The 23,916-nt window shown below is 52.8% G+C and carries 12 protein-coding genes and 1 pseudogene; 1 reads left to right on the top strand and 12 read right to left on the bottom strand.

What is annotated here, in order from left to right:
- Positions 1-234 precede the first annotated feature (234 nt).
- From K2G43_RS01110 to K2G43_RS01065, 10 genes and pseudogenes are all read right to left on the bottom strand, one after another.
- On the bottom strand, positions 235-2,724 hold the full coding sequence (locus K2G43_RS01110) for a glycoside hydrolase family 3 N-terminal domain-containing protein (protein WP_300152744.1): 2,490 nt from the start codon (positions 2,722-2,724) through the stop codon (positions 235-237).
- Positions 2,725-2,966: 242 nt separating this feature from the next.
- Positions 2,967-5,309 (bottom strand): beta-glucosidase, encoded by a 2,343-nt coding sequence (locus tag K2G43_RS01105; RefSeq protein ID WP_300152743.1) that lies wholly within the window; start codon positions 5,307-5,309, stop codon positions 2,967-2,969.
- Between the two features lie 127 nt (positions 5,310-5,436).
- Positions 5,437-6,633: an esterase gene (locus K2G43_RS01100; RefSeq protein WP_297641818.1), complete on the bottom strand. Its 1,197-nt coding sequence runs from the start codon at positions 6,631-6,633 to the stop codon at positions 5,437-5,439.
- Positions 6,634-6,806: 173 nt separating this feature from the next.
- Positions 6,807-6,960, bottom strand: a pseudogene (locus K2G43_RS01095) (esterase); the annotation flags it as partial.
- 118 nt (positions 6,961-7,078) lie between these two features.
- Complete coding sequence (locus K2G43_RS01090; protein WP_044468431.1) at positions 7,079-7,963, bottom strand: alpha/beta hydrolase-fold protein; 885 nt, start codon at positions 7,961-7,963, stop codon at positions 7,079-7,081.
- Positions 7,964-8,058: 95 nt separating this feature from the next.
- Positions 8,059-10,425, bottom strand: a complete 2,367-nt coding sequence (locus K2G43_RS01085; protein ID WP_300152742.1) for a glycoside hydrolase family 3 C-terminal domain-containing protein — start codon at positions 10,423-10,425, stop codon at positions 8,059-8,061.
- A 4-nt stretch (positions 10,426-10,429) separates the two neighbouring features.
- The gene (locus K2G43_RS01080; RefSeq protein WP_300152741.1) at positions 10,430-12,010 is read right to left on the bottom strand and encodes a RagB/SusD family nutrient uptake outer membrane protein; all 1,581 of its coding nucleotides are present in this window, start codon (positions 12,008-12,010) and stop codon (positions 10,430-10,432) included.
- A gap of 35 nt (positions 12,011-12,045) precedes the next feature.
- Positions 12,046-15,135, bottom strand: coding sequence for a TonB-dependent receptor (locus K2G43_RS01075; RefSeq protein WP_300152740.1), 3,090 nt, complete (start codon positions 15,133-15,135; stop codon positions 12,046-12,048).
- A 63-nt stretch (positions 15,136-15,198) separates the two neighbouring features.
- Positions 15,199-15,339 (bottom strand): hypothetical protein, encoded by a 141-nt coding sequence (locus K2G43_RS01070; protein WP_297641810.1) that lies wholly within the window; start codon positions 15,337-15,339, stop codon positions 15,199-15,201.
- A 42-nt stretch (positions 15,340-15,381) separates the two neighbouring features.
- Positions 15,382-17,043, bottom strand: coding sequence for a carboxylesterase/lipase family protein (locus tag K2G43_RS01065; protein WP_300152739.1), 1,662 nt, complete (start codon positions 17,041-17,043; stop codon positions 15,382-15,384).
- Positions 17,044-17,283: 240 nt separating this feature from the next.
- Here K2G43_RS01065 and K2G43_RS01060 point away from each other — a divergent pair, with 240 nt between their 5' ends.
- Positions 17,284-21,369, top strand: coding sequence for a two-component regulator propeller domain-containing protein (locus K2G43_RS01060; RefSeq protein ID WP_300152738.1), 4,086 nt, complete (start codon positions 17,284-17,286; stop codon positions 21,367-21,369).
- A gap of 157 nt (positions 21,370-21,526) precedes the next feature.
- Here K2G43_RS01060 and K2G43_RS01055 read toward each other — a convergent pair whose 3' ends face one another.
- Together K2G43_RS01055 and K2G43_RS01050 are read right to left on the bottom strand one after the other, a co-directional pair.
- Positions 21,527-22,354: an MBL fold metallo-hydrolase gene (locus K2G43_RS01055; protein ID WP_005833720.1), complete on the bottom strand. Its 828-nt coding sequence runs from the start codon at positions 22,352-22,354 to the stop codon at positions 21,527-21,529.
- Positions 22,355-22,404: 50 nt separating this feature from the next.
- The gene (locus tag K2G43_RS01050) at positions 22,405-23,667 is read right to left on the bottom strand and encodes a RagB/SusD family nutrient uptake outer membrane protein (RefSeq protein ID WP_300152737.1); all 1,263 of its coding nucleotides are present in this window, start codon (positions 23,665-23,667) and stop codon (positions 22,405-22,407) included.
- Positions 23,668-23,916 lie beyond the last annotated feature (249 nt).

Genomic DNA, 23,916 nt, shown 5'->3' with positions numbered 1-23,916 from the left:
CCGAAGAATGTCCGAAGAACGTCCGAAGAAACACCGAAGAAACTATGGAGCAGAAAAGACCTTGAAAAGACGCGGACCGGAAAGACTGAAAAGGATGAAATTCTCAAAAAGAGAATATCGCATGTAAATAATTATAACTTCCAATTTCTTGCCTTGAAAAGAAACGGGAGCTAAAAAAAGCGGGATGTCAGTTTTTGACTCCCGCTTCTTTTTATCATTCAACAAGAAAAGAGATTACTTGTTAGGCGTATCCCACTTCTTCGTCTCTTTGCAGACCACGTTCACCACCTGATCGCCCGTCTGGATACGGAAGTCGCCCTGCTCCAGCACCCACTTGCCATCGTAGCCCACGAAGGCGAGGTCGGAAGCTTTCACTTTCAGGGTGACGGTCTTGGTCTCGCCCGGACGGAGTTCAACCTTTTCGAAAGCACGCAGGCGGCGGTTGTCAGGAGTGAGGGAGGCGACAAGGTCGCTGCTGAACAGCAGGACGCTCTCCTTGCCGATGCGGTTGCCGGTGTTCTTCACATCGACGGTGAAGGTCAGCAGGTCATCAGCCATGAAGGTGGGCTTATCCACGCGCAGGTTGCTGTAGGCGAAGGTGGTGTAGCTCAGTCCGTAGCCGAACGCCCACTGCACCGCCACCTGGGCGTCGTAGTTGTAGGCACCCTCCATCTGCTTGCCGATGTGCTCGCAGGGCTTGTAGTCGTAGGTCACCAACGAATTGATTTCCTTCGGATAGGTGTAGGGCATCTTTCCGCTGAAGTTGGCGTCGCCGGCAAGGAGGTTGGCAAGGGCGTCGCCGCCGTAGTTGCCCGGCAGCATGATGTTGACAACAGCTTTTGCCAGCGGTTCGATGTCGGCAATGAGGCGCGGACGGCCTTCGTTCAGGATAAGGATGACGGGCTTGCCGGTCTTGGCAAGCGCCTTCACCAGGTCGAGCTGGTTCTGCGAGAGGAAGAGGTTGGTCAGGTTACCGGGGGTCTCGCAGTAGGAGTTCTCACCGATACAGGCCAGGATGTAGTCGGCATTTGCAGCGGCAGCTACCGCCTTCTCTATTTCGGGAGCATTCTCTTCCCACCAGTTGCCGCCCTGCTTGTAGGTGACACCGGCTTCATAAAGGATGTTCTCCGCACCGAACTTGTTGGTAAAGGCTTCCAGAATGGTATTGTATTGTCCGGCGCACTCATCCGCTTTGTCGCCCTGCCAGGAGTAAGACCAGCCGCCGTTGAGGCAACGCATGGAATTGGCGTTCGGACCGGTGAGCAGCAGTTTCTTGCCCTTTGCCAGCGGCAGGATGCCGTCCGTATTTTTCAGCAGCACGAGCGACTCTTCGGCAGCCTGTAGAGCGGCAGCGGCGTGTTCCTTGCTTCCGAACAGCGGGAAGTCCTTGTAGTCATAGTAAGGCTTCTCGAAGAGATTGAGGCGGAACTTCAGACGAAGCACGCGACGCACGGCATCGTCGATACGGCTCATCGGCACCTCGCCTTCCTGCACCAGCTCCTTCAGCAACGTGCAGAACTTCCAGTCATACGGGTCCATAGACATATCGATACCGGCATTGATGGCAAGTTTGATGGCCTCCTTCTTATCTTTGGCGATGTGGTCGCGCTTCCAGAGGTTGTCGATGTCCGCCCAGTCGGTCACAATCATGCCGTCCCAGTTGAGGTCTTCCTTCAGCCACTGAGTCAATAGTTCGTAGTTGGCATGGAAGGGGAGGCCGTTGTTCATGGCGGAGTTCACCATGACGGAGAGGGCACCGTTGCGGACCATCTCCAGATAGGGCGCGAAGTGCTTCTCGCGCATGTCCTGCACGGTGATGGACGAAGGGGTACGATCCTTGCCCGAAACGGGAACGCCGTAGCCCATGAAGTGCTTCATGCAGGAGGCGACGCGGTCTGTCCCTATCAGGTTGGGGTTCTCGCCCTGGAAGCCGAGGACGGACTCGCGCCCCATTTCGGCATTCACATAGCAGTCTTCCCCGTAGTTCTCCCACATGCGCGGCCAGCGTGGGTCGCGGCCGAGGTCGGTCACGGGGGCGTAAGTCCAGGGGATGCTTCCGGCCTTGGTCTCGTAGGCGGAGATGCGTGCGCCTTCGCGCGTCAGACTACGGTTGAAGGTGGCTCCCATGTTGATACCCTGCGGGAAGAAGGTGCCACCCAAGGTGTAGGTGGTGCCGTGTATCTGGTCCACGCCATAGACACAAGGGATGCCCATCACCTCAATGGACTTCTCTTGGATGCGCTTGATGATTTCCTGCCACTTCTCCACCGACTGCGCCACACTATTGGGCACATTAAGGATGGAGCCTACCTTGTATTTTCCGATGACGGAGTCGAGCATCGCCTCGTCGAGCTGGAAGCCTTTAGCATTCTCTATGCCCTGGATGCGCATGTAGAGCTGCATCATCACCTCCTGCGAAGGCATCTCCTTGCCCAGTTTGAATTCCTTTTCAAGCTTGTACTTCTTGACAATCTTCTTCAGGTCGTTCACTGTGATGCTCTCCGGGGCGAGTCCGGCGAAAGGGTTGGCACGCTTCTGCAAGAGATCGATGGTAAGTTCGCACATCTGTCCGACCTTCTCGTCTAATGTCATTTTCTTCAGCAACGTTTCAATCTGCTGCTCTATCTTCTCGTCTCTTGGGATGGCAGGCGCCACGGTGGTCTGTGCCACGGCACCCGAAAGAAGCCCCGAAAGGGCCAAGGATAAAATCGCTTTCTTACTCATGAATGATATGTTTTAGGTTTTAACTTTTGTTTCTAATCATGTCCGGACAAAGATAGTGCAATCTTCCAATATAGAGTGATATTGTTTTATCCATTTTCAGTATTATTATTCAAGGAATAATCAGACATGGCACGTAGATGAACGCGGATTAGGCAGATAAACGCGAATTATTTTTGTAAATAAAAAAAACGAAATCCGCGTCATCCGCGTACCATGCGACATATAAGTCGCCGCAAGCCTTGTTATCTTTTCAATGTAGCAAGGGGGACTTGCAGCTTCAAGAGATCGTTTGTCTTCTGCGTGGCAGCCTCAACCCCGGCATCCAGCACGGCGCGGATGTCACGAGAGGAAGCACCTACCAGGAACTTGTAGTTTCCGGCAGCCACCACCCATGAGGAGGAAGCCTCCTCGTAGGAAGCCAAGTCGGCGGTGTTCACCTTCAACGTGACCACTTCAGATTCGCCCGGTTTCAGCTCCCGGGTCTTGGCAAAAGCCTTGAGTTCCTTCTCGGGCTTGTTCGTGCCGGAAGCATCGGGAGCGGTGACATAGAGCTGGACGACCTCACGCCCTGCCGTCTTGCCAGTGTTCTTCACCTCCACGGTTACGGTATAGAGGCCATTGTCCGCCCGTATGCTCGCTTTGTCGTAGGCGAACGTAGTGTACGAGAGGCCGTATCCGAAGGGGTAGGATACCTCCTTGCCGAAGCTGTCAAAGTAGCGGTAACCCACGTAGATGTCCTCCTCGTAACGCGTATAGTCCACGTCTTTCAGGCTGTGCTTCTTCTCGCCCTTGTTGGCGTTTACGATGTCGATGTCCGACTTCAGGTCGACGGGGAAGTTGGCGGTCGAGGCGTGGTCTTCGAAACGCACGGGGAAGGTCATGGTCAGCTTGCCACAGGGCGAAGCCTTGCCGCTCAGCACGTCCACCACGCTGTTTCCGCCTTCCTGCCCACCCTGCCAAGCGCACAGGATGGCATCGGGCAGCGCTTTCCAGGAGGAGGTTTCGATGGTTCCTCCGATATTGAGCACCACGACCACCTTCTTGCCGGCAGCATGGAACACGCGGCACACGTCCTGCATCAGCTGCCGTTTCTCCTTGCTGAGATAGAAATTGGCGGATTCCCGGTCGAGGAACTCACCGGATCCGCGACCGATGGTAATCAGCGCCATGTCACTTTGTGCGGCCAGTTCCTTCAAGCGTGCCTCTTCGAACGTCATTTCTTGGGGAAGCACCACCGGCATGAAGGCAGAGAATTTGCCATCTTCCGGTTTCAACCGCTCCTGTTCGGCGGCAATGTGTGCTTCATAATCTGCCTTCAGGCGGTCGTCTGTCTCGTAGCCGGCGTTCTTCAAGCCATCCAGCAGAGAGACGGTATAAGCCCGGTTCACGTTTCCGGAGCCGGTGCCACCTGCGATGAAATTGTAGGAAGTGCAGCCAAACAGGGCAACACGCTTCACGTCTGCCGACAATGGGAGGGCCTTGTTCTCGTTCTTCAGCAGCACCATGCCCTCCGTGGCACTTTGCCGTGTAATGGCGGCATGCGCCTTCAGGTCCGGCTTGTTGGAGAAGGGATAGCCCTTGAAGCGAGGTGTCCGGAGTATCAGTTCGAGGATGCGTTTCACGTTGCGGTCGAGCACCGTCTCATCCAGCCTGCCTTCCTTCACGCCTGCCACGATGTCCCGGTACTGCTTGTCGTAGCCGGGTTGCAGCATGTCGTTTCCGGCCTTCATCTGTGCCACGGCATCCTTGCCGCCAAACCAGTCGGTCATCACCATGCCCTTGAAGCCCCATTCGTCGCGCAGCAGCGTGGTCTGCAATTCGGGACTTTCGGAAGCATATACACCGTTCACGTAGTTGTAGGAAGACATCACCGTCCAAGGGTCGGACTCCTTCACAGCTATTTCAAACCCTTTCAGATAAATCTCGCGCAACGCACGGGGCGATACCTGCGCATCGTTCGCCATACGGTTCGTCTCCTGGTTGTTGACGGCAAAGTGCTTGATACTGGTTCCCACGCCATTGCTCTGCACGCCGCGCACGTAGGCGGCAGCCATCTTTCCGCTCACCAGTGGGTCTTCGGAATAGTATTCGAAGTTACGTCCGCAAAGCGGATGGCGGTGGATGTTGAGTGCAGGAGCCAACAATACGTCGGCACCATACTCCAGCACCTCGTTGCCGATGGCTCTGCCCACATTCTCCACCAACTCCTGGTCCCAGGTGGAAGCCAGCAGCGTGCCGATGGGGAAATGGGTACAATAATAGGTTGCCGTATCTCCCTCGCGCGTGGGGTTGATGCGCAATCCTGCCGGACCGTCGGCCAGCACGATGGAGGGGATACCGAGACGGGGGATGGGATAAGTGGTTCCGGCGGCACCGGGCACCAGGCTGCGCGTTTCGCCCACCACGGCACTGTCTCCGTTCTCGAAGCCCGCCATGCCGGTGCCTATCACCAGGTGTGCTTTCTCTTCCAAAGTCATGGCACCGATCACATCCTCCAAAGAAGCTTTTCCAAGCTGCGGCACGCCCGGTCCGCAAGCGACAAGGGTAGTTGCCATAAACGTTATTGATAATATTTGTTTCTTCATGATAGATTGGGATATTAATTATTCAAGGGGAGCTATCGGGAGTTAGAAGTCAATAGTCTTCCTGTCACAAGGAGATACTATCGGTTTTTAACTCCTAAGCCCGAAGGGCGATAACTCCTTCAACAATTTACTTAAACAATTTCGGTGCAAACTCCGTCAGATAGATACGCCAGTTCTTCCAGATATGGCCTTCGCCGGTTTCATAATATTCATACTTGTAACCCTTTTCGTCCAGCATCTTGCGGTAGTCGTTGTTGGCTTGGAACAAGAAGTCCTTGTCACCGATGGCGATGTAATAGAGTGCCGGCTTCTTTGCAAACTGGGTTTTCAGCTTGGCTTCGAGATTGTCATAAATCGGAGATTTCACATCCTTGTTGGGCATGATGGCAGCGGAGAACAGACCTACGTAGTCGAACATGTCCGGGTATTGTTTGGAGATGTGCATGGAGTGGTAACCGCCCATAGAGAGACCGGCGATGGCACGTCCCTTCTTTGTAGCCTGTGTGCGGTAAGTCTTGTCGATGAATTTCACCACGTCGGGGAAAGCAGTCTCGAAAGAGCCTTCCATCGTCTTGGGCAGGTTCATGCTGGGAGCGGCAAAGCCCAGTGAAGATTCGCCCGGAGCAGCTTCCAGTGCGGCATTGCCGTTGGTCATCACCACAATCATCGGCTGAGCCTTGCCTTGTGCAATGAGATTGTCCAGAATCTGTGCCGTGCGACCCAGCTCGCTCCAGGCATTCTCGTCGCCACCCATGCCGTGCAGCAGGTAGAAGACGGGATAGCGCTTGCCGCTTGTCTCATATCCGGCAGGCGTGTAAACCGTCAGACGGCGGTCCATGCCCAGCGTGGGGCTGTTGTACCACACTTTGGATACCGTTCCGTGAGGCACCTTATTCACCTTGTAGAGGTCGATGCGCTCGTCACCGCCGATGATGAATACATTGGTCACGCTTACCACGTCCCGAATCATATAGACATTGCTCGGGTCGTTGATTTTCAGGCCGTCCACCAGGAAGGTGTAGCTGTAGAGTTCCGGCTTCAGCGGTTCGGGAGTAGTGAATTCCCACACACCGTCCTTGTTCTCTTTCAGGTCGGCCACGCCCGGACCGTCGAATTCGCCGAAAGGAGTCTTGATTTTCTGCGTGGGCAGGAAGTCGCCGGTCACCTGCACCTTCACGGCTTTCGGCGCTTTCAGGCGGAAAGTAACGGTATTGTTGTCATGTATCTCAGGTGATACAACCGGAGCGCCTCCCCAGAGGGCCTGTTGTGCGAAAGTCATCGCACACATCAGCAACAGAGCTGATAAAATAGAAATTCTTTTCATAATGGGTTTGTTATTTTATTATTAAACAGGTTTTCTATAATCCTGCACTTCGGATTGGCAAAGTGCAGGGTGAATCAATCGGCACGAGGTCACTTGAATAACTTCGGCGCGAACTCCGTCAGATAGATGCGCCAGTTTCTCCAGATGTGTCCCTCGCCAGTTTCCAAAGACAAAGTCACAGTTGCCACGTCGCGAATCATATAGACGTTGCCGGGATCCATTATTTTTCAGGCCGTCCACGTAGAATGAATAGCCGTACAGTTCAGGCTTCAGCGGTTCGGTAGTGGTATATTCCCACACACCGTCCTTGCCTTCCTTCATATCCACAATGCTTGTTGCGCAAAGGTCATTGTACACATCAGCAGCAGGGTAAATAAAAGTGTAAATTTCTTCATAATCATTATAATCGTTTAAGGAGTTGGAGAAAGTTGAAGGGAATCAAATCTCATTTCTCAAAACACCGGCTCACAAAAGGCAAGCACATATACAATGCCGAATGCCAGTATTCACTGGTGTGTCCTCCGTCACGCACGCGAAACTGGCAAGGAATGCCGGCATTGCGCATCGCCTGGAAGAACTCGATATTACGGTCGAGCAGGAAATCATCGTCACCGCAATCCACAAACCACTGCACGGTGCGCAGAGCAGCTTTACGGGCCTCATCAGCCTCCAGCACATACTTGATGCAACTATGCTCCTGCACCGAACGGGTCAGCACAGCCATCTTGTTCGTGGGGTCGGGATCTTTTCCTGCCGCCTCACCACTGACGGGGATGTTCATCAAGGCACTCATGGCGTATGCCGCACAATAGAGGTCGGGATAGCGCTGCGCGTAGCTCGTGGTTCCGCCTCCACCCATCGAAAGGCCCGCAACGGCACGATGCTGACGGTCGCCCACCACACGGTAGGTCTTCTCGATATAGGGCATGAACTCCTTGTAGAAGAAATCCTCGTAAGCCCATCCCGGCATGTTGAAGTAGCCGTTCCAGCACGTGGCCGGATTGCCTCCGGCGTTGGGGCTGACGATAATCATCTCGCACGCCTCGCCCGATGCCGTCAACTGGTCCATCACGTCCTTCACACGCTGGTCCGTAAACCAGCTGGTATTCACCCCCGACATGCCGTGCAGCAGGTAGAGAATGGGATACTTCCTGTCTGCCTCCTTGTCATAGCTCTGAGGCAGATAGATGGTATAGGCGCGGTGCGTCTTCAGCACCGTGCTGTAGATGCTGTCGGTCACGACCTTGCTTTGTGGCCCCCATGCAGGATTCTGTGCATTTGCCATCCACAACGAGCAGACGGCAAAAAGAGAAAGTATCAATCTTTTCATGGCATAGATTTTAAAAATGTACTACAAAATAAGTGCTTTCCATTCTAAAACGGATTGATATATATCAGTTTTTTCAGGTGATGTATATGCACACCTCATCTCTTCACCATGGGATGCACAGCCACCGGCACTTGTGCCCGCATGGCATCGTGCACTTTCTGCTTGCGTGCCTTTGCCACCTTCTGCACCGTGGTGCAACGCACGTCGGCCGAAGAGGCGGCAGCCATCCATTGATATTCACCCTTGGCCAACTCCCAAGAGCTGCTTTTCTCGTTGAAGGAGGCCATGTCCATCACGTTCCACTCCAATGTCAGGGTCTGGCTCTCGCCGGGTTTCAGCAGGCGGGTCTTGCCGAAGGCTTTCAGTTCCTTGGCGGGCTTGTCCATGCCGCCCTCGGGAGCCTTGACATAGAGCTGCACGGCTTCACGGCCTGCCACCTTGCCGGTGTTCTTCACGCTCACTTTCATGCGGCAGCGGTCACCGTCGATGGCAGCCTCTTCCACCGCATATTCAAAGGTGGTATAGCTCAGTCCGTGGCCGAAGGGGTAAGACACCTCTTTACCGAAGGTATCGAAGTAACGGTAACCCACGTAGATGCCCTCCTCGTAGAGGGTGAAATCGACGTTGCGTTCCGGCTCTTTCGGCTTCTCCTCTTTCTTGTCGGACTTGAAGTTCATGCCGGTACCCATGGCGAACGACGGCATCTTGAACTCATAGTCGAAGGGGAAATTGGCATCCGACGGCGCGTCGCCATACTTCACGGCAAACGTCATGGGCAGCTTGCCGCTGGGGTTCACCTTACCCGTCAACACGTCGGCAATGCAGTTGCCCACTTCCTGCCCGGGCTGGAAAGCGCATACCAAGGCATCTGCCAGTTCTTTCCATGAAGCGGTCTCCACGGGGCTGCAGATGTTGAGAACCACCACCAGCTTCTTGCCTGCGACACGATAGGCGGCAGACACTTGCTTTATCAGAGCCAGTTCGTTCTCCTTCAAGAGGAAATCTTCCACACGGCGGTCGCAGCCTTCACCACTGACACGTCCCAGCGTAAGCACGGCGATATCATTGGCTTTCACTTGTGCGGCCAGTTCCTCGGCAGTGGGCAGGAACTCTTCGGCACGGGGCAGCGGAGTGAACGCGAAAGGAGGACGACCGTGGGGGAAGAGGCGTTTCTGCTCGTCGGCCATGTGCTTCTTGTAGCGGTTCAGCAAATCCTTATCTACCGTATAGCCCGCATTGCGCAAACCTTCTACCATAGACACCGTGTAGTAGCCGAAACCCGTACTGCCGAATCCCATACCGGCAGGAACCATGTCGTAGGAAGTAGTGCCGTAAAGGGCTACCTTCCTGATGCCGGCAGCCATAGGCAGCGCATTCTTGTTATCCAGCAGCACGATGCCCTCGGCACCTATCTGACGGTCCACTTGCGCGTGGGCTTTGAGGTCGGTCTCGTTGGGATAATTGTAACCGGCAAAGGTGTGGCTCTTCACCACAAACTCCAGCACACGCTTCACGCTAAGGTTGAGGAGCGCCTCATCCAGCGTGCCGTTCTTCACGGCTTCCAGAATGGCGTTGTACTGGCGTTCCTGCCCCGGCTGCAACATGTCGTTACCTGCCGCGATGGAAGTCACGGCATCTTTTCCGGCATTCCAGTCGGACATCACCAGTCCCTTGAATCCCCATTCGTCGCGGAGGATATCTTCGGTCAGTTCGCGGTCTTCGCAGGTGTATTTGCCGTTCACCTTGTTGTAGGCGGTCATCACGCTCCAGGGTTGAGCCTCCTTGACGGCTATCTCGAAGCATTTCAGATAAAGCTCGCGCAAGGGGCGCTGCGTCAGTCGGGAGTCGTTGTTGTTGCGGTTGGTTTCCTGGTTGTTCACGGCGAAGTGCTTCAGGCAGGTGCCGGTACCTTCGCTCTGGATGCCGTTGATGTAGGCGGCGGCTATCTTGCCCACCAGCACGGGGTCTTCGGCATAATACTCGTGGTTTCGTCCGCAGAGGGCGTTACGCATCAGGTTGACACCGGGGGCAAGGAGCACGTCCATACCGTAGTCTTTCACTTCGGTGCCCAGAGCCTGGCCTACACGGTAAGCGGCATCAGGGTCGAACGTAGCTGCCACTGTGGTGCTCGAAGGGAATTCGGTGGCGTGATAGGTGCGGCTGTCGAACTCTCGTTTGGAAGCCATCGCCAGGCGGTGCGGTCCGTCAGCAAGGAAAGCCGATGGGATGCCCAGGCGTGGAATGTCATAGGTACGTCCGGCGGTACCGGGGAACTTGGAGTCACTGCCCATCGACATGCCGCAACCGATGACGAGGTGCACCTTCTCTTCGAGGGTCAGGGCGCTGACCACTTCGTCGATGTTGTCGGCACGCAGTACAGGCGAACCGGTGGCGGGCACCGGCTGTGCATTCACAGCCAGCGCCACGCAAAAGGTGAAAAGGGGAGTTAAGAATCTTTTCATACGATTACCAACCTTCATTTTGAGTCATTTTAGGATTCTGTCGCATCTCAGTAGCAGGAATCGGCAACAAATAGTGTCTGCTCTTAAAGCCGAAGCGAGTAGGATCTGTATTATATTGTCTATATTCCAGTGTTACACCCAATGAATTTCCATTATCGTCCGCTCTGTGTATCAAAATAGGAGTCTTAGAACCTTGGTCTTTCAATAAGTTTTCGGCATCTTTCCAACGGATAATGTCTTGATAACGGGTATATTCACAACACAATTCCAAACGTTTCTCCAGTTTTATAGCTTCCATAGTAGCTTTCTTGGCAGGCAATTTGGCACGGGTACGAACTTCATTCAGACAAGCGTCTGCTTCGGTTTGATTACCGGCTTGCAAATTAGCCTCTGCCGCCAACAGCAATACTTCGGCATAACGCATCCAACGGTAATTGTTATAAGAGCACCAGAATGTAATAGGAGTTTCAGCAGAAGAGAAACGACGTTTCCACATAAAGATACCTTCATTAATGATGCTCTGACCCACTTGCAACTTTACGCCTAATTGGTTCATTTGTTCATAAGTCTTGAATGTCTGATTCAGACGATAGCCATCTGCCCCTTCTTCTGCTACAAAAGCATCGTAAAGTGACTTTTGAGGAACGAGGAATCCCCAACCCGTTTGGTTATACTGGAAAAACATCGGAGAAGCTGCTTCCAACTTGTCCATACGCCAATGCGTCATTACTTCAAAATAGCTGAATTCATCCCAAGCATTGCTCATATCAAGGATACGATTGCTTTCCAACATACTTTCGCTGTTGCCTTCAGCCAAGTAAGTCAGTATATTTTCATATTCGCCTTGATAAAGCGCATATTTACCACTATGGCGTACTTCATTCAAGATATTAGCTGCTTCTTGGTATTTTTCCTGCCACAGATAAGCCTTGCCCAACATTGTCTGTGCCAACTGTTTGGTAACGCGCCACACACTATTGTCATTAACATCCTTTTTCTCCTCCAAATAGCCGGAGTTAATGGCTTCGGTCAAGTCTGTTTCTATCAGTTCCCAAACCATTTCTTTGGAAGAACGTGCTATTTGATATTCGTTGGGAGCAAGTTCATGGTCTACCAAAGGCACATCACCCCACATAGAAACCAAATCGAAATAGGCAAAAGCACGGAAGAACTTGGCTTCGGCATGTGCCTTTTTCTTGACATCAGTATCAGGAACTATATGTCCTAAAACCACATTGGCTTTATATACCAAACTGTAATAGCCTTCCCATACTCCACGAATAAAACCTTGGTCAGAACCAAACGAGAACTCGTTGCAGCCTTCCAACTCGGCATTGTCATTACGACCGCCGCCACCTGCCCACACATCATCGGACAGGCAAGATTTCAACATAACATAGTTATAATAAAGGCCTTTGAATTGAATATAGAGTGCATCGGCAGCAGCCTGTGCCTGCTCATCGGTCTGGTAATAGGTTGAATAGTCCAATACTCCTTTCTGAGGAATATCAAGCCGGTCTTCGCAAGAAGTTGTTCCCAGTGCAAACAGGGCACCGAAAAGCAAAGAATAATATTTTGATTTCATATCTACGAATGTTTTTATTTATCGGTTACAACTAATTAGAATGTCACACTCAAGCCCAATACTACCTTCTTAGAGTTAGGATAACTACCCTTATCCACACCCAGAGCATTGCCTACACCGGTAACTTCGGGGTCGAAACCCGGATAGCTGGTAAAGGTAAAGAAGTCTTCGAGCGAACCATACACACGCAGATTCTCAATAGCAACCTTCTTCAACAACGTTTTCGGCAAAGAGTAGCCTAACTGAATCTGCTTAATCTTGAAGAAAGAACCGTCTAATACAGAACCAGATGAAATCATAAACTTAGAATAGTCGGTAGCTTTTCCCGAAGGCATACTGCCGGTGCGGTTGCTTTCAGTCCAACAATCATCGGTGAAATAGGTCAGACGGTTCAAATTGTAGTCTGTACGATTCAGACAGCAATAGACATCATTGCCCTGTGAACCCGTACCAAAGACAACGAGGTCGAAGCCTTTCCAGGCAGCGGTCAATGTGATACCATACGTAAAGTCTGCAAAGCCCTTACCTATCTCTGTCTTATCATTATCATTGACTGCTCCGTCTTTATTGACATCTTCAAACAAAGGTTCACCGGTATTTTCATCAACACCTATATATTTGAAACCGTAGAAATACCAAGCAGGTTTACCTACTTCAAAGCGAGTGATTTCACCATAAGAGTGAAAACTTGCACCGGGAACACTGTTTAAAGATTCGTGGATGTAAGTCACCTCGTTCTTCAAGGTCGCAATGTTGGCACGAACACCGTAACTGAAATCCTTGATTCTGTCTTGCCAGCCTATTTCCAACTCAAATCCTTTGTTCGTGACGTTTCCGGCATTGACAGGTGAAAAGGTGTTTCCTACTACAGTAGAAGCTTTGATGCCCGAAACGATCAAATCCTTGGTTTCCTTATTGAAATAATCGGCTGATACAGACAAACGGTTATTCAAGAAACGTGCATCAATACCGATATTGGTTTGTTCGGAAGTTTCCCACTTCAATTCCGGATTACCCGTTGCAGAAGGAGCATATCCATTGATGTAATGGAAGTTGTTGTTATCGCCCACTGCCAAGTGACCGGAATTACCGATTGATACATTCCACATATATCCACCCAATGAAGCGGTAGAACCGTTCTGTCCCCAGCTGGCACGGAGTTTCAGTTGTGACAACCAGTCTTCGGTGCCCAACATAAATTTCTCCTGAGAAACAACCCAGCCTAATGATACGGCAGGGAAGTATCCCCAACGTTTGTCTTTGGGCAATACGGAAAGGTCGGCAGCATCGGCACGCAGTGAAACCTGAGCCATATACTTGCCTGCATAGTCGTAGTTCAAACGACCGAAGTAAGCCAATTTACGCAGATAATTCGGTTCACCGCCATTGATGTCTTTTGTGGCATCTGAAGTGGCATACGCGAAATAGTGGAAGAGCGGATTGTCTTGCAAGAAACCGATATTCTTATCATCGCCCTTTTTGTTACCACTGACACTATAAGTACGGTTCTGGCTGTAAGAAGTACCCAGCATAGCTGTCACATTATGTTGACCGAATGAACGGGTATAGTTCAAGAAGTTTTCCCATTGGTAATAAACCGTGTTGCCGTCAGACGCATCTACCTGTACATAATCCTGCTTGGCTGTGCCGTGATAGTAGTAATCCTGAGCCACACCATAAGAAGAATAATTGGAAAGGCGATAACCCAAACGAGAAGTAATGGTCAATCCTTTGATAGGCTTGAAGTTCACATAAGTAGTACCATTGATGTTGAAACCTCTGTTTTTGGTAAACGAACGGTCACGCATTGCAAGCGGATTGATGGCTTCCGTATTGCCAGTATAAGGAGAAACACCGTAAAGATTGCCATTGCCATCGCCCAGCATATTGGGGTGTTGTGCATAAATAGAAGCCATATATGAGGGCAGGTTGTCAATAGCATAAAGCGGTTTAGTCAGTGGGTCAATCTGAAGGACAGAGAGCAAGTAGCTTCCGTATTCATAGCCTTCGGCCACAGACTGGTTCTTGTAGTGTTCTATCTGATTGTTAGTTCCTACTTCCAACCACGGTTTGATTTGCCAGTTGGCATTTACCATACCTGTCAGACGTTCATAAGTATCTGCGTTGCCGACAATCATACCATCGTTATCCAAATGAGAGAGTGAAAGATAGAAAGAACCCTTTTCACTACCACCGGAGAAAGTTATATTGTGGCGCTTCATGGAACTGTTTTCAAAGCCCACGTCTGTCCAATCTGTTTGGGTTTTGCCATCCCAGTTTGCATTGAACACACCTTCATCAAGATTGCCAATGCCTACATAGAAGTCCTTATACTGCTGAGCGTTCATTACTTCGGGCACACGACCAAGGCTCTGTGAAGTGTATTGGAAATCATAAGTGATTTTGCCGTTGCCTTTACCTTTCTTGGTGGTAATCAAGATAACACCATTACCGGCAGCAGCACCATAAATGGCAGCAGAGGCACCATCTTTCAGTACTTCCATAGACTCAATGTCGTTGGGGTCGATACCTCCAATATCGGAGGCAATGCGTCCGTCAACTACATACAGAGGGTCACATGAACCATTAGAACTGATACCACGAATACGAACAGAGGGAGAAGATCCCGGCTTGGCAGAGGCACTAAGTACCTGTACACCTGCCGTTTTACCTTGAAGGGCTTGTTCCGGGCGAGTAATGGTACGAGCTTCCATATCTTCTGATTTCACCGAAGATACAGCACCAGTCAGTGAGCTTTTCTTCTGCACACCGTAACCTACTACCACCACTTCGTCCAGCGTCTCGCTGTCTTCTTTCAAGACAATGTTCATCACACCGGCAACGGCTTGTTTCTCTTGGGTTACGTAGCCGATGTAAGAGAAAATGATTGTCGCTCCCTGATTTACATTCAATGTATAATTACCGTCAATATCAGTAATACAACCGTTGGTAGTACCTTTCTCTACGATACTTACACCAATCATCGGTTCGTTCAGGTTGTCGGTCACCTTGCCGGTCACTTTCATCGTCTGGGCTTGTGCCAGCGTGAAAGGAAGGCAGATTAACAGGAAGAGTGCCAGTGTGGCGAATCTCCTCCGTTCTGTCAGCTTCATGATTTGTTTCATTTTCGTTTAAATTAGATTTATGTTAATAATTCAAGTGTTGTTTTTATATGGATGGCGGCGTTGCTACCACTTCCTGCCAACCCACTGGCAGCCTCTTGCCAACGGGTTGGCAAGCCGTTGCCAATAGGCAGGCAAGACCTTGCCTATATGTTGGCAAGGCTGTGCCAAAGCAGCGTCCTGAGATTGGCAAAGCAACTTTTTCATTGGCAGCGTATTACCTTTCCGAAAGGACGTACATCCGTCCCGTCAGAAACCGCGTGTCGGGAACGCTCGTACCACCTCCAGCAGCTCCTTGTCGTGGTGGTGCTTCACCTCACACGTGTTGTTGAAGAACATCGTGGCGCCGCCTTCGGCCGTATAAGGCTCCCATTGGGGCAGGCCTTCGGCATTGGGATTGCCGGTGCGGGCGAAGTTCAGCCAGGCACCGCTCATCTTGTCAGCAAGCGCCTGCGCCTCGGCACCGCCGCCGGTCATCGTGGCGTGGCGCACTACGTTGTTGAAGGCGAAAGGTATCTCCATGCAATGCGTGCTGCGGAACATGCCGTCGAGCACGGGCGACTCCCACGCAAACAGGTACATATAGACCGGAGCGCCTTCTTGGGCGGCTTTCAGCCGTGCCTGCTCCACGGCGCCAGGACGGAAGACGAAGTCCACGTCCACCAGGTCTTTCGGCTGATAGCCGGGATAGGCTTTCTCGAAGGCGGCGAGGAAGTCGTCCGTGCGGTCGCCATAGCGTTGCTTCAGAAGTTCCACTGCCTTCTCTTTCGTAATGGTGCGGAAGGCAGGTACGTAGGTGCTCATGGTGAACTCGTGCAGCGTAGTGCCTATCATTACGGGCACGTCCTTGCTCTGTGCAGGCGCCTGCGGGTCGAAGGGCTGTGCGGGCAGCACGTCTCCGTCCACGGTGGGCGCCCATCCGAAGATGAAGGTGGATATGCCGTCCTCTTTCTCGGCCTCGGCCTTCACCTTGGCAACGGCTTTCTCACCGGCGGCAAGCAGCCGTTCGTAAGGCATTTTCTGCAACTCGTCTATCTGCGAGGCTTTTAGTCCCAGCTCGTCCATCACAGCAGCGCCGATGCGACGGGAATACTTGGCATTCATCGTGCGAAGCATGGAGCCGCTCTGAACGATGGCCTTGTGGTAGAGCCCTTTGGCAGACGGAGTGGCAAGCAATGTAGATACCTTTCCGCCGCCGCCCGACTGTCCGAAAATCGTTACGTTTTGTGCGTCGCCGCCAAACGCGGCTATATTCTTGTTTACCCATTGAAGTGCTGCCACGAGGTCGAGCAGGCCGGCATTGCCGGATTGGGCATATTTGTCGCCGTAGGCAGAAAGGTCGAGGAAGCCAAGGACGTTGAGGCGATGGTTCAGCGTGACAACCACCGCATCGCCCTTCTTGGCGAGGTTGAAGCCGTCATACGAAGGCAGTTCCTGACCGCTGCCTGCCGAATAGCCGCCACCGTGCAGCCACACCATGACGGGACGCTTCTTGCCATCGTTCAGGCCCGGAGTCCAAATATTCACCCTCAGGCAGTCTTCACCGGGATAACCGTCGTCCCAATGGAAGGCGAAAGCGTGCTCATCGGCACCCCATCCGGCACGCTTGCCCTGCGGGCAGGTGGGACCGAACATGCGGCTGCTGCGCACGCCTTCCCATTTGTCGGCAGGCTGGGGCGGCATGAAGCGCTCTGCCTTGGCGTAGGGAATACCTTTATATATATAGATACCGTCTTGCAGGAATCCTCCCACTTTGCCCGACTCTGTTTCGGTGATGGCTGTCTCGGAAGAGGCGATGATTTCGCCCGGAGCTTGTTGCGCGTCGGCGGTCTTCACGCCCGCTGTCTGTCCGCAAGAGGAGAGAATCAGCAGGAAGGCCAACGCAAGCATAGATAAAGGTTGCTTTTTCATGGTTGTATACCGTTTTTTTAAGTTGATGAATTCCGGTTATTTTTTCAAGTTGTTTTCCGGTTGCAATATTACGCCGATTGCACCGGAAGGGCTGGCCGACATGTAAAAAGGATTTGCCCGGAAGTTTAAAAGCGCTTGCCCATACGTTCAAATGTTTGTTCTTTTGTTCAAAACATGTTGTAAAGCAACTTATATTCAATTTTTATCCTTATTTTCGCACATCATTCAAAATTCCTTAATATGACCTTGTCTAACCGGAAAATCCTCCGCACACTGTTCCGCCTGTCGGCGGGCATGCTGTTGTCTGCCCTGTGCCTGCTGGCATGCGATGCCAAAGAACCCATATCCGAAAACCGGGATGCCGAGATTGAAAGCCCCGTCATAGCCAACGACCTCTCCAACCAGAAAGTCACCGCCATGGCCGAAGACGCACAAGGCCATATATGGATAGGCACGTTCCGCGGGCTGAACAGATACAACGTGCACGACTACCACCAGTACTTCTGCACCGACGACTCGCTGGGACTGCCCGACAACCAGATTACCCACCTGCTGCGCGACTCGAAGAACCGCTTCTGGGTGGGCACCGTGAACGGCGTGTGTCTATACACCGACAAGGACAACTTCCGCATCATCCCCGTCGAGGCCGACAACAAGAACATACGGCAAATTCTGGAAGACCGCAACGGGCGCATCTTCCTGAACACCGGTTTCCAGCTCTACGCCTACCACCCCGAAACGGAAAAAATTATCTGCGTACTGCCTGACATCAGCTCCGGACATACCTTCTACGCCCAGTGCCACATCGCCCCCGACAACAACCTCTGGGTAATGACCTCCACCGGGCTCCGCTGCTACGACCTATCTACCCTGCAGCTGAAAGAGTCTGTCGCCCTCAGCGGCTATCCCTACTACTCGTACCTGCACAACAACGAGCTGTGGATAACCGGCAACCACACCCTCAGCATCTTCGACACCCGCACGCGCAGCTTCAAGCCGTTGCCGCAGCCCATCGCCCGAAACACCACGCTGTGCAACGCCGACATCGACTACATACACCCCTACGGCAACAACGGCCTGCTGCTGAACACCGCCAGACACGGCATGTTCTACTACAACCCGGGCACCGGCAGCGTGACCCGCCAGGGCGAGAACGGATTCCCCTTCGAGATGCCCCGCTTCCGAATCAGCCAGATGTTCACCGACTCGCAGCAGAACCTGTGGATAGGCTCCGTGGACCAGGGGTACACCGTGTGCTACCACTACAAGGAGCGGTTCAACAACGACAACTACCTGCGCTCCGAGCTGAACAACAAGTCCGTGGTGTCGCTAAGCGCCGGCAAGGACCACAAGCTGTGGATTTCCACCCTGATGGACGGCATCTACGTATATGACACGAAGAGCAGCGAAATCAGGCACATCGACCCCGAAACGTTCTGGGGGCAAGAGAAACAGAAAGCCATCTACGTGAACCAGCTGATGGTGGACAGCGACAACAACCTCTGGATGACAAGCACCGACAGCGAAGTGCTGAAAGCCCGCTACACGCCCGACGGGCAGCTGAAGATAGAGGAACGGCACCGGATTTTCCTGCCCATGTCCATCGCCCAGTCGCCCGACGGAACCATCTGGATAGGCACCGCCACGGTCAACGTCTATGCCCTGCGCCCCGGCAAGAAGGAATTCGAGGCGATGAAGCTCTTCGAGGGGTTCACCTTCGTGCCCGGCCTGGCGATGATGGATAACCGCCGGCTGATGGTGACGGGCTTCTACCAACCCATCAAGCATATCGACATCGAAAACCTGGAAACGGGCACGGTGGACATCGCGGAGGAGGACTGGAAAGCCTGCATCCGCCGCTCCGTATTCGTCCCCACGGCCTTGTACAAAGACACATACGGCATTCTCTGGATAGGCACCGTAAGCAACGGTCTGATGTGCTACCATCCCGAAACGGGCCGGATGACACCCATGCCCGGCACCTCCTGCCTCGACATATCGGGCATCGAGGAAGACCGACAAGGCAACCTCTGGATAAGCACCCAATACGGACTGAGCAAATATGACCGGACAGCCGGACGCTTCACCAACTATTACACCGCCGACGGCATAGGCGGAAACCAGTTCTACGACCGCGCCTCGTGCCGTCTGCCCGACGGAACGCTCGTCTTCGGCGGCACGCACGGCCTTACGTTCTTCAACCCCATCGACGTACCCATAAAGCGCAACATCCCGCTGCTGTTCAGCGACCTGAAGATACACAACAAGCTGATACGCCCGCAATTGCACGGAGAAACCATCGGCAAGCACCTCTCCTACTGCCCCGACATACACCTGAAGCACGACCAGAACAGTTTCAGTATCTCTTTCTCCGCCTTGAACTACAGCGAGTACGGACGGGTGCACTACCAATACCATCTGGAGGGCTTCGACAACTACTGGATAGACGCCCGCAACAACCACGAGGCCTACTACGCCAACCTGCCCGCAGGCGAGTATGTGTTCCACGTGAAAATCACCAACAACGACCGGAGCATCGTGGAGGCCGAGAACTCCATCCGCATCCGCGTATATCCGGCTCCCTGGCGCACGTGGTGGGCCTACTGCATCTACTTCTTGTTGGCAACCGCCCTCGCCCTTCTCTTCCTGCGTGCCCTGCTCCGCGTCCGCGCCGAAAAGGAGGCCGCCCGCCGCGCCCGCCTGGAAAAGGAGCAGGAGCAACGGGTGAACCGGATGAACATGAGCTTCTTCGCCAACGTCTCGCACGAGTTCCGCACACCGCTCACCATGATTTCCGGTCCCGTGAACCAGCTCTGCGCCAATCCGCAAATAGAGGGTGCGGACAAGAACCTGCTGCACATCGTGCAGCGCAGCGTGAACCGCATGCTGAGGCTCGTCAACCAGATGATGGACTTCAACAAGCTGGAGAACGACACCCTGCACCTGCAAGTGAAGCGCGCCGACCTCATCGCCTGCCTGCAACACCAGGTGGGCATCTTCCGGGTGAACGCCGACGACAAGGGCATCGACCTGAACACCTACGGACTGGAAGACACCTTCCTGATGTGGCTGGACGAGGACAAGGTGGAAAAGATATTCAACAACCTGATGTCCAATGCCCTGAAGTTCACGCCCCAAGGCGGTAAAATCAGTGTCGGCTTCGACGTAATAGACCGTGAGAAAGCCGCGCGGCTCTTCGGCCTGTCCGCCGACGGGCGCATCACGCAGTACATCAAAGTGTCCGTGGCCAACACGGGACAGAGCATCCCCGAAGACAAGATAGAGAAGATATTCGAACGCTATTACCAGATAGGCAACCAAGCCGAAGGTACCTACAACTGGGGAACGGGCATCGGCCTGTACTACGCCCGCAGCCTGGCCGTACTGCACCACGGGCAACTGAAAGCCAGCCAGCCCGAAGAGGGAAGCGGCGCCGTGTTCACCTTCGTCCTGCCCGTGAACGACGCCGCGTATGCCGAAGACGAACGGGCAACGGAACAGAGCAACCAGTCGGAAGCCTTCCCGCTGGCCGCCGCCTCGCAGCCTGCCGAGAACAAGACCGGCACCGGCGAGAAGCAACCCACCCTGCTGGTGGTGGACGACGACACCGAAGTGGCGCACTACCTGCGCACCCTCCTCTCCGCCCACTACAAGGTAATCTGCCGCTTCAATGCCGACGATGCGCTGAAGGCGCTGCATGAGGAGTCACCCGACCTGGTTCTGAGTGACGTGGTGATGCCCGGCAAGGACGGTTACCAGTTCTGCCGGGAGATAAAGGAAGACTTGCAGCTCTGCCATCTGCCCGTGATTCTGGTTACGGCCAAAGCCACCGTGGAAAACCAGGTGGAAGGACTGGACACGGGAGCCGACGCCTACGTGACCAAGCCTTTCGACCCTGCCTACCTGCTGGCGCTCATCAAGTCGCTGCTCAAGAACCGCGAGAAAGCGCGCAACATGCTGGGAAAAGCCACGCAGACGGACAAGATGGAAGAGAACATCCTCTCCCCGCAAGACAATGTCTTCATGACCGAACTCTACCACCTGATGGAGAGCAAGCTCTCCAACCCCGAACTGGACATTGCCCGCATGACCGAACTGCTGAGAATATCACGCACCAAGTTCTACTATAAAGTAAAAGGACTGACCGGCGAAAGCCCCAGCACCTTCTTCAAGACCTACAAGCTGAACCGTGCCGCCGAACTGATAACGGAAGGGAAACATACCGTCTCGGAAATTGCGGACATGACGGGATTCAGCACGCTGTCCCACTTCTCGAAGAGCTTCAAGAAGCAGTTCGGAGTAAGTCCGAGCGAATACGGCAAATAGAAGGACGGGCTACTTGGCTTGTTGTATGAGGGTTATGCCTTTCAGGAGTGAAGGTATAACCCTCATGCTTTTAACAGCCGGCCCTTGTATGCACGAGATGCACATCTCGTGCATACAAGGACTACGCCTTAAAGTGAGAGAGGAATAGCCATGTGTGTTACCGGGCTTCCGGAATATTAGTCGAATCATATACAATCATCGCCCGGCCTTCGGCCAACTTCCTCGCAGTGGGAGGCATCTTGATGAAATAGTTGGAATAAGGTTCCGAACCTTCCTGGTCTCCATTCATCAGCCTGTGGGAAATACGTATCATCGTCTGAATATAGGCCAGCGGCAAAGAAGATTTCAGATAAGGATAATGTCCGCACCAGATATCCTTGATGTGCCCTTCCTTCATGAGCTTTTCCATACGGCAACACGACTCATGGAAAGTGGCGATGGGAGACATCGGCACACACTGCAGCCATACTTCACCCGAGCCGAACGCATCACCCGAATAACAGTCTCCGTTTGCCTTGTCCAGGAGTACCACCGAACCGGGCGTATGCCCGGGCATCCATGCCACTTCCAGCTTGCGTCCACCCAAGTCGAACACTTGTCCTTCTTCCATATAGAGGAATTCTCCTTGATAATCTGCCGCATGCTGGGGCACCAGCACCGTATCGGCCCGATGCATCCATACTTTATCGAAATACTTGATGCAGCCGGCATGGTCGGGGTGCATGTGGGTGACGATTACTTCCAGCGGTTTCCCGGTTATCTGTCCCACAATCTTATCCAAATCCGCACAACGCGTGCCGGTATCAATCAGCACGGCCTTGTCTTCGCCCTCTATCAGATACATGGTAGTATAGTCCCAAGTGGAAAATACCCAAGTCTTCTCTTTCAACAAGGAAACCTCTACCTCTTCATTCTTGAATACCGTTTGCGCCCCTATAGCCATACAAACAAACAGCAGGGCAAATATCACTAAGTTTCTTTTCATGTTTTTCTTCTTTATATAGTTAAACCGAATTGTGAATTTCTCAGGATAAATCAATAACCGGGATTCTGTTTCAGGTTGCTGTTCACCTCCAATTCATTTTCAGGAAACGGCAGCCACTCGTCGCGATTGGGAGTCCAACCCGCCAACGACTTTTCATTATCGACATAAGTGGTTTTGGTCGTATAACGGGCGTTGTAGATGCCTGCTGCCGTAGTGAGGTCATTATTCGGGTCAGGTACAATCTGGAAAGTCGGTAACTTTTTCCCTTTATCCGCCAATACCGCCGGAGCATCCCCCCAACGCTTCAGGTCCTGGAAGCGCATGCCTTCCATAGCAAGTTCCAAGCGGCGCTCCAGCTTTATATCGGAAAGCGTCACATGACTCTTTCTGGGAAGACGGGCCCTGTCGCGCACTCTGCCCAGATATTCGTCGGCACCGGCTTGGTCTCCCGCCTGGAGGCAAGCCTCGGCAGCCATCAGCAACACATCCGCATATCTGATGACCGGAGTATTGCTCTGGTTTCCACACCAATACCCTACAAATTCGTCATCGGTGCTTGCCAGCCATTTCAGACGGAAATAGCCTTCGCTGGCATATTTGTTGGTAGTCGTGTTCACCGCAATGTTCATGGCAATCACCTGCTCCCAGGTCCTGATCCAGGCATTCAAGCGATACCCGTCGGCACCCTCCTCAGCCACAAAGGCATCGTACAAAGACTTTGACGGATTGAAGTAGCTGTAACCGCTGGTAGTGTTGAACTTATAGTGCATGGACGCTTCCGGACCGGCTATAAAGCCATAGCCGAATCCCCAATTGGCCAAGATGCCGAACCAGCCCTCCTGAGAATACATGTTGGAAGGGTCGTAATGGCGCACACACTCCAGCACATACTCCTTGCAGCCTGCAGAGGCCGGATGATAGAATGTGCTGACATCGGCTATCAAATCATATTTGCCGGAAGAAATGACCTTCTCCAACTCACTTTTGGCATCGGCATATTTCTCCTGATACAGATAAATCTTTCCCAACAAGCAGCGGGCAGCCTCCAACGTGGCGCGGGTTCCCCCGTCCCTGTCTTCCAAACTCGTTTTCGAAGTGAGTTTCCCGGAAGTTATAGCTTCCGTAAGGTCTGTCTCCATGAATTTCCACAACTGTTCGGCAGTGGAGTTGGGCACCTTATACTCTTCCGAATTCTTCAATACCCTATCTACCAAAGGAGGAGTCCCCCACAAAGTGGTCAGTTCGAAATAGCAGATGGCTCTGAAGAATTTGGCCTCGGCAATGTTTCTTGCCTTCACTTCACTTTCAGCCATAACGGGCTTTTACGATATACCTCGCAGAATCATAAATTATCTCCCATATCCGGCATTGGCTGCACAGAGATTTGCAGCATCGAAGAAGATATACAAGGGAACCTATGGATATCCACATTATACGGATTAAGTAAATATGAGCGCCGGACCAATCAAATCAGCAACTACTATGCAAGCGACGGTATCGGCGGCAATCAATTCTACGACCGTGCATCCTGCCGACTTTCAAACGGAACCTTAGTATTCGGC

This window comes from Bacteroides sp. (genome assembly GCF_029057325.1).
Lineage (GTDB): Bacteria > Bacteroidota > Bacteroidia > Bacteroidales > Bacteroidaceae > Bacteroides.
The sequence above is the reverse complement of the archived record's forward strand: the minus strand, read 5'-3'. Positions and strand labels throughout refer to the sequence as shown.

What these genes read in the sequence shown, in the direction of transcription:
- K2G43_RS01110 (WP_300152744.1), bottom strand. Translation starts at nt 2,724, where the DNA reads ATGAGTAAGAAAGCGATTTTATCCTTGGCCCTTTCGGGGCTTCTTTCG.
- K2G43_RS01105 (WP_300152743.1), bottom strand. Translation starts at nt 5,309, where the DNA reads ATGAAGAAACAAATATTATCAATAACGTTTATGGCAACTACCCTTGTC.
- K2G43_RS01100 (WP_297641818.1), bottom strand. Translation starts at nt 6,633, where the DNA reads ATGAAAAGAATTTCTATTTTATCAGCTCTGTTGCTGATGTGTGCGATG.
- K2G43_RS01090 (WP_044468431.1), bottom strand. Translation starts at nt 7,963, where the DNA reads ATGAAAAGATTGATACTTTCTCTTTTTGCCGTCTGCTCGTTGTGGATG.
- K2G43_RS01085 (WP_300152742.1), bottom strand. Translation starts at nt 10,425, where the DNA reads ATGAAAAGATTCTTAACTCCCCTTTTCACCTTTTGCGTGGCGCTGGCT.
- K2G43_RS01080 (WP_300152741.1), bottom strand. Translation starts at nt 12,010, where the DNA reads ATGAAATCAAAATATTATTCTTTGCTTTTCGGTGCCCTGTTTGCACTG.
- K2G43_RS01075 (WP_300152740.1), bottom strand. Translation starts at nt 15,135, where the DNA reads ATGAAACAAATCATGAAGCTGACAGAACGGAGGAGATTCGCCACACTG.
- K2G43_RS01070 (WP_297641810.1), bottom strand. Translation starts at nt 15,339, where the DNA reads ATGAAAAAGTTGCTTTGCCAATCTCAGGACGCTGCTTTGGCACAGCCT.
- K2G43_RS01065 (WP_300152739.1), bottom strand. Translation starts at nt 17,043, where the DNA reads ATGAAAAAGCAACCTTTATCTATGCTTGCGTTGGCCTTCCTGCTGATT.
- K2G43_RS01060 (WP_300152738.1), top strand. Translation starts at nt 17,284, where the DNA reads ATGACCTTGTCTAACCGGAAAATCCTCCGCACACTGTTCCGCCTGTCG.
- K2G43_RS01055 (WP_005833720.1), bottom strand. Translation starts at nt 22,354, where the DNA reads ATGAAAAGAAACTTAGTGATATTTGCCCTGCTGTTTGTTTGTATGGCT.
- K2G43_RS01050 (WP_300152737.1), bottom strand. Translation starts at nt 23,667, where the DNA reads ATGGCTGAAAGTGAAGTGAAGGCAAGAAACATTGCCGAGGCCAAATTC.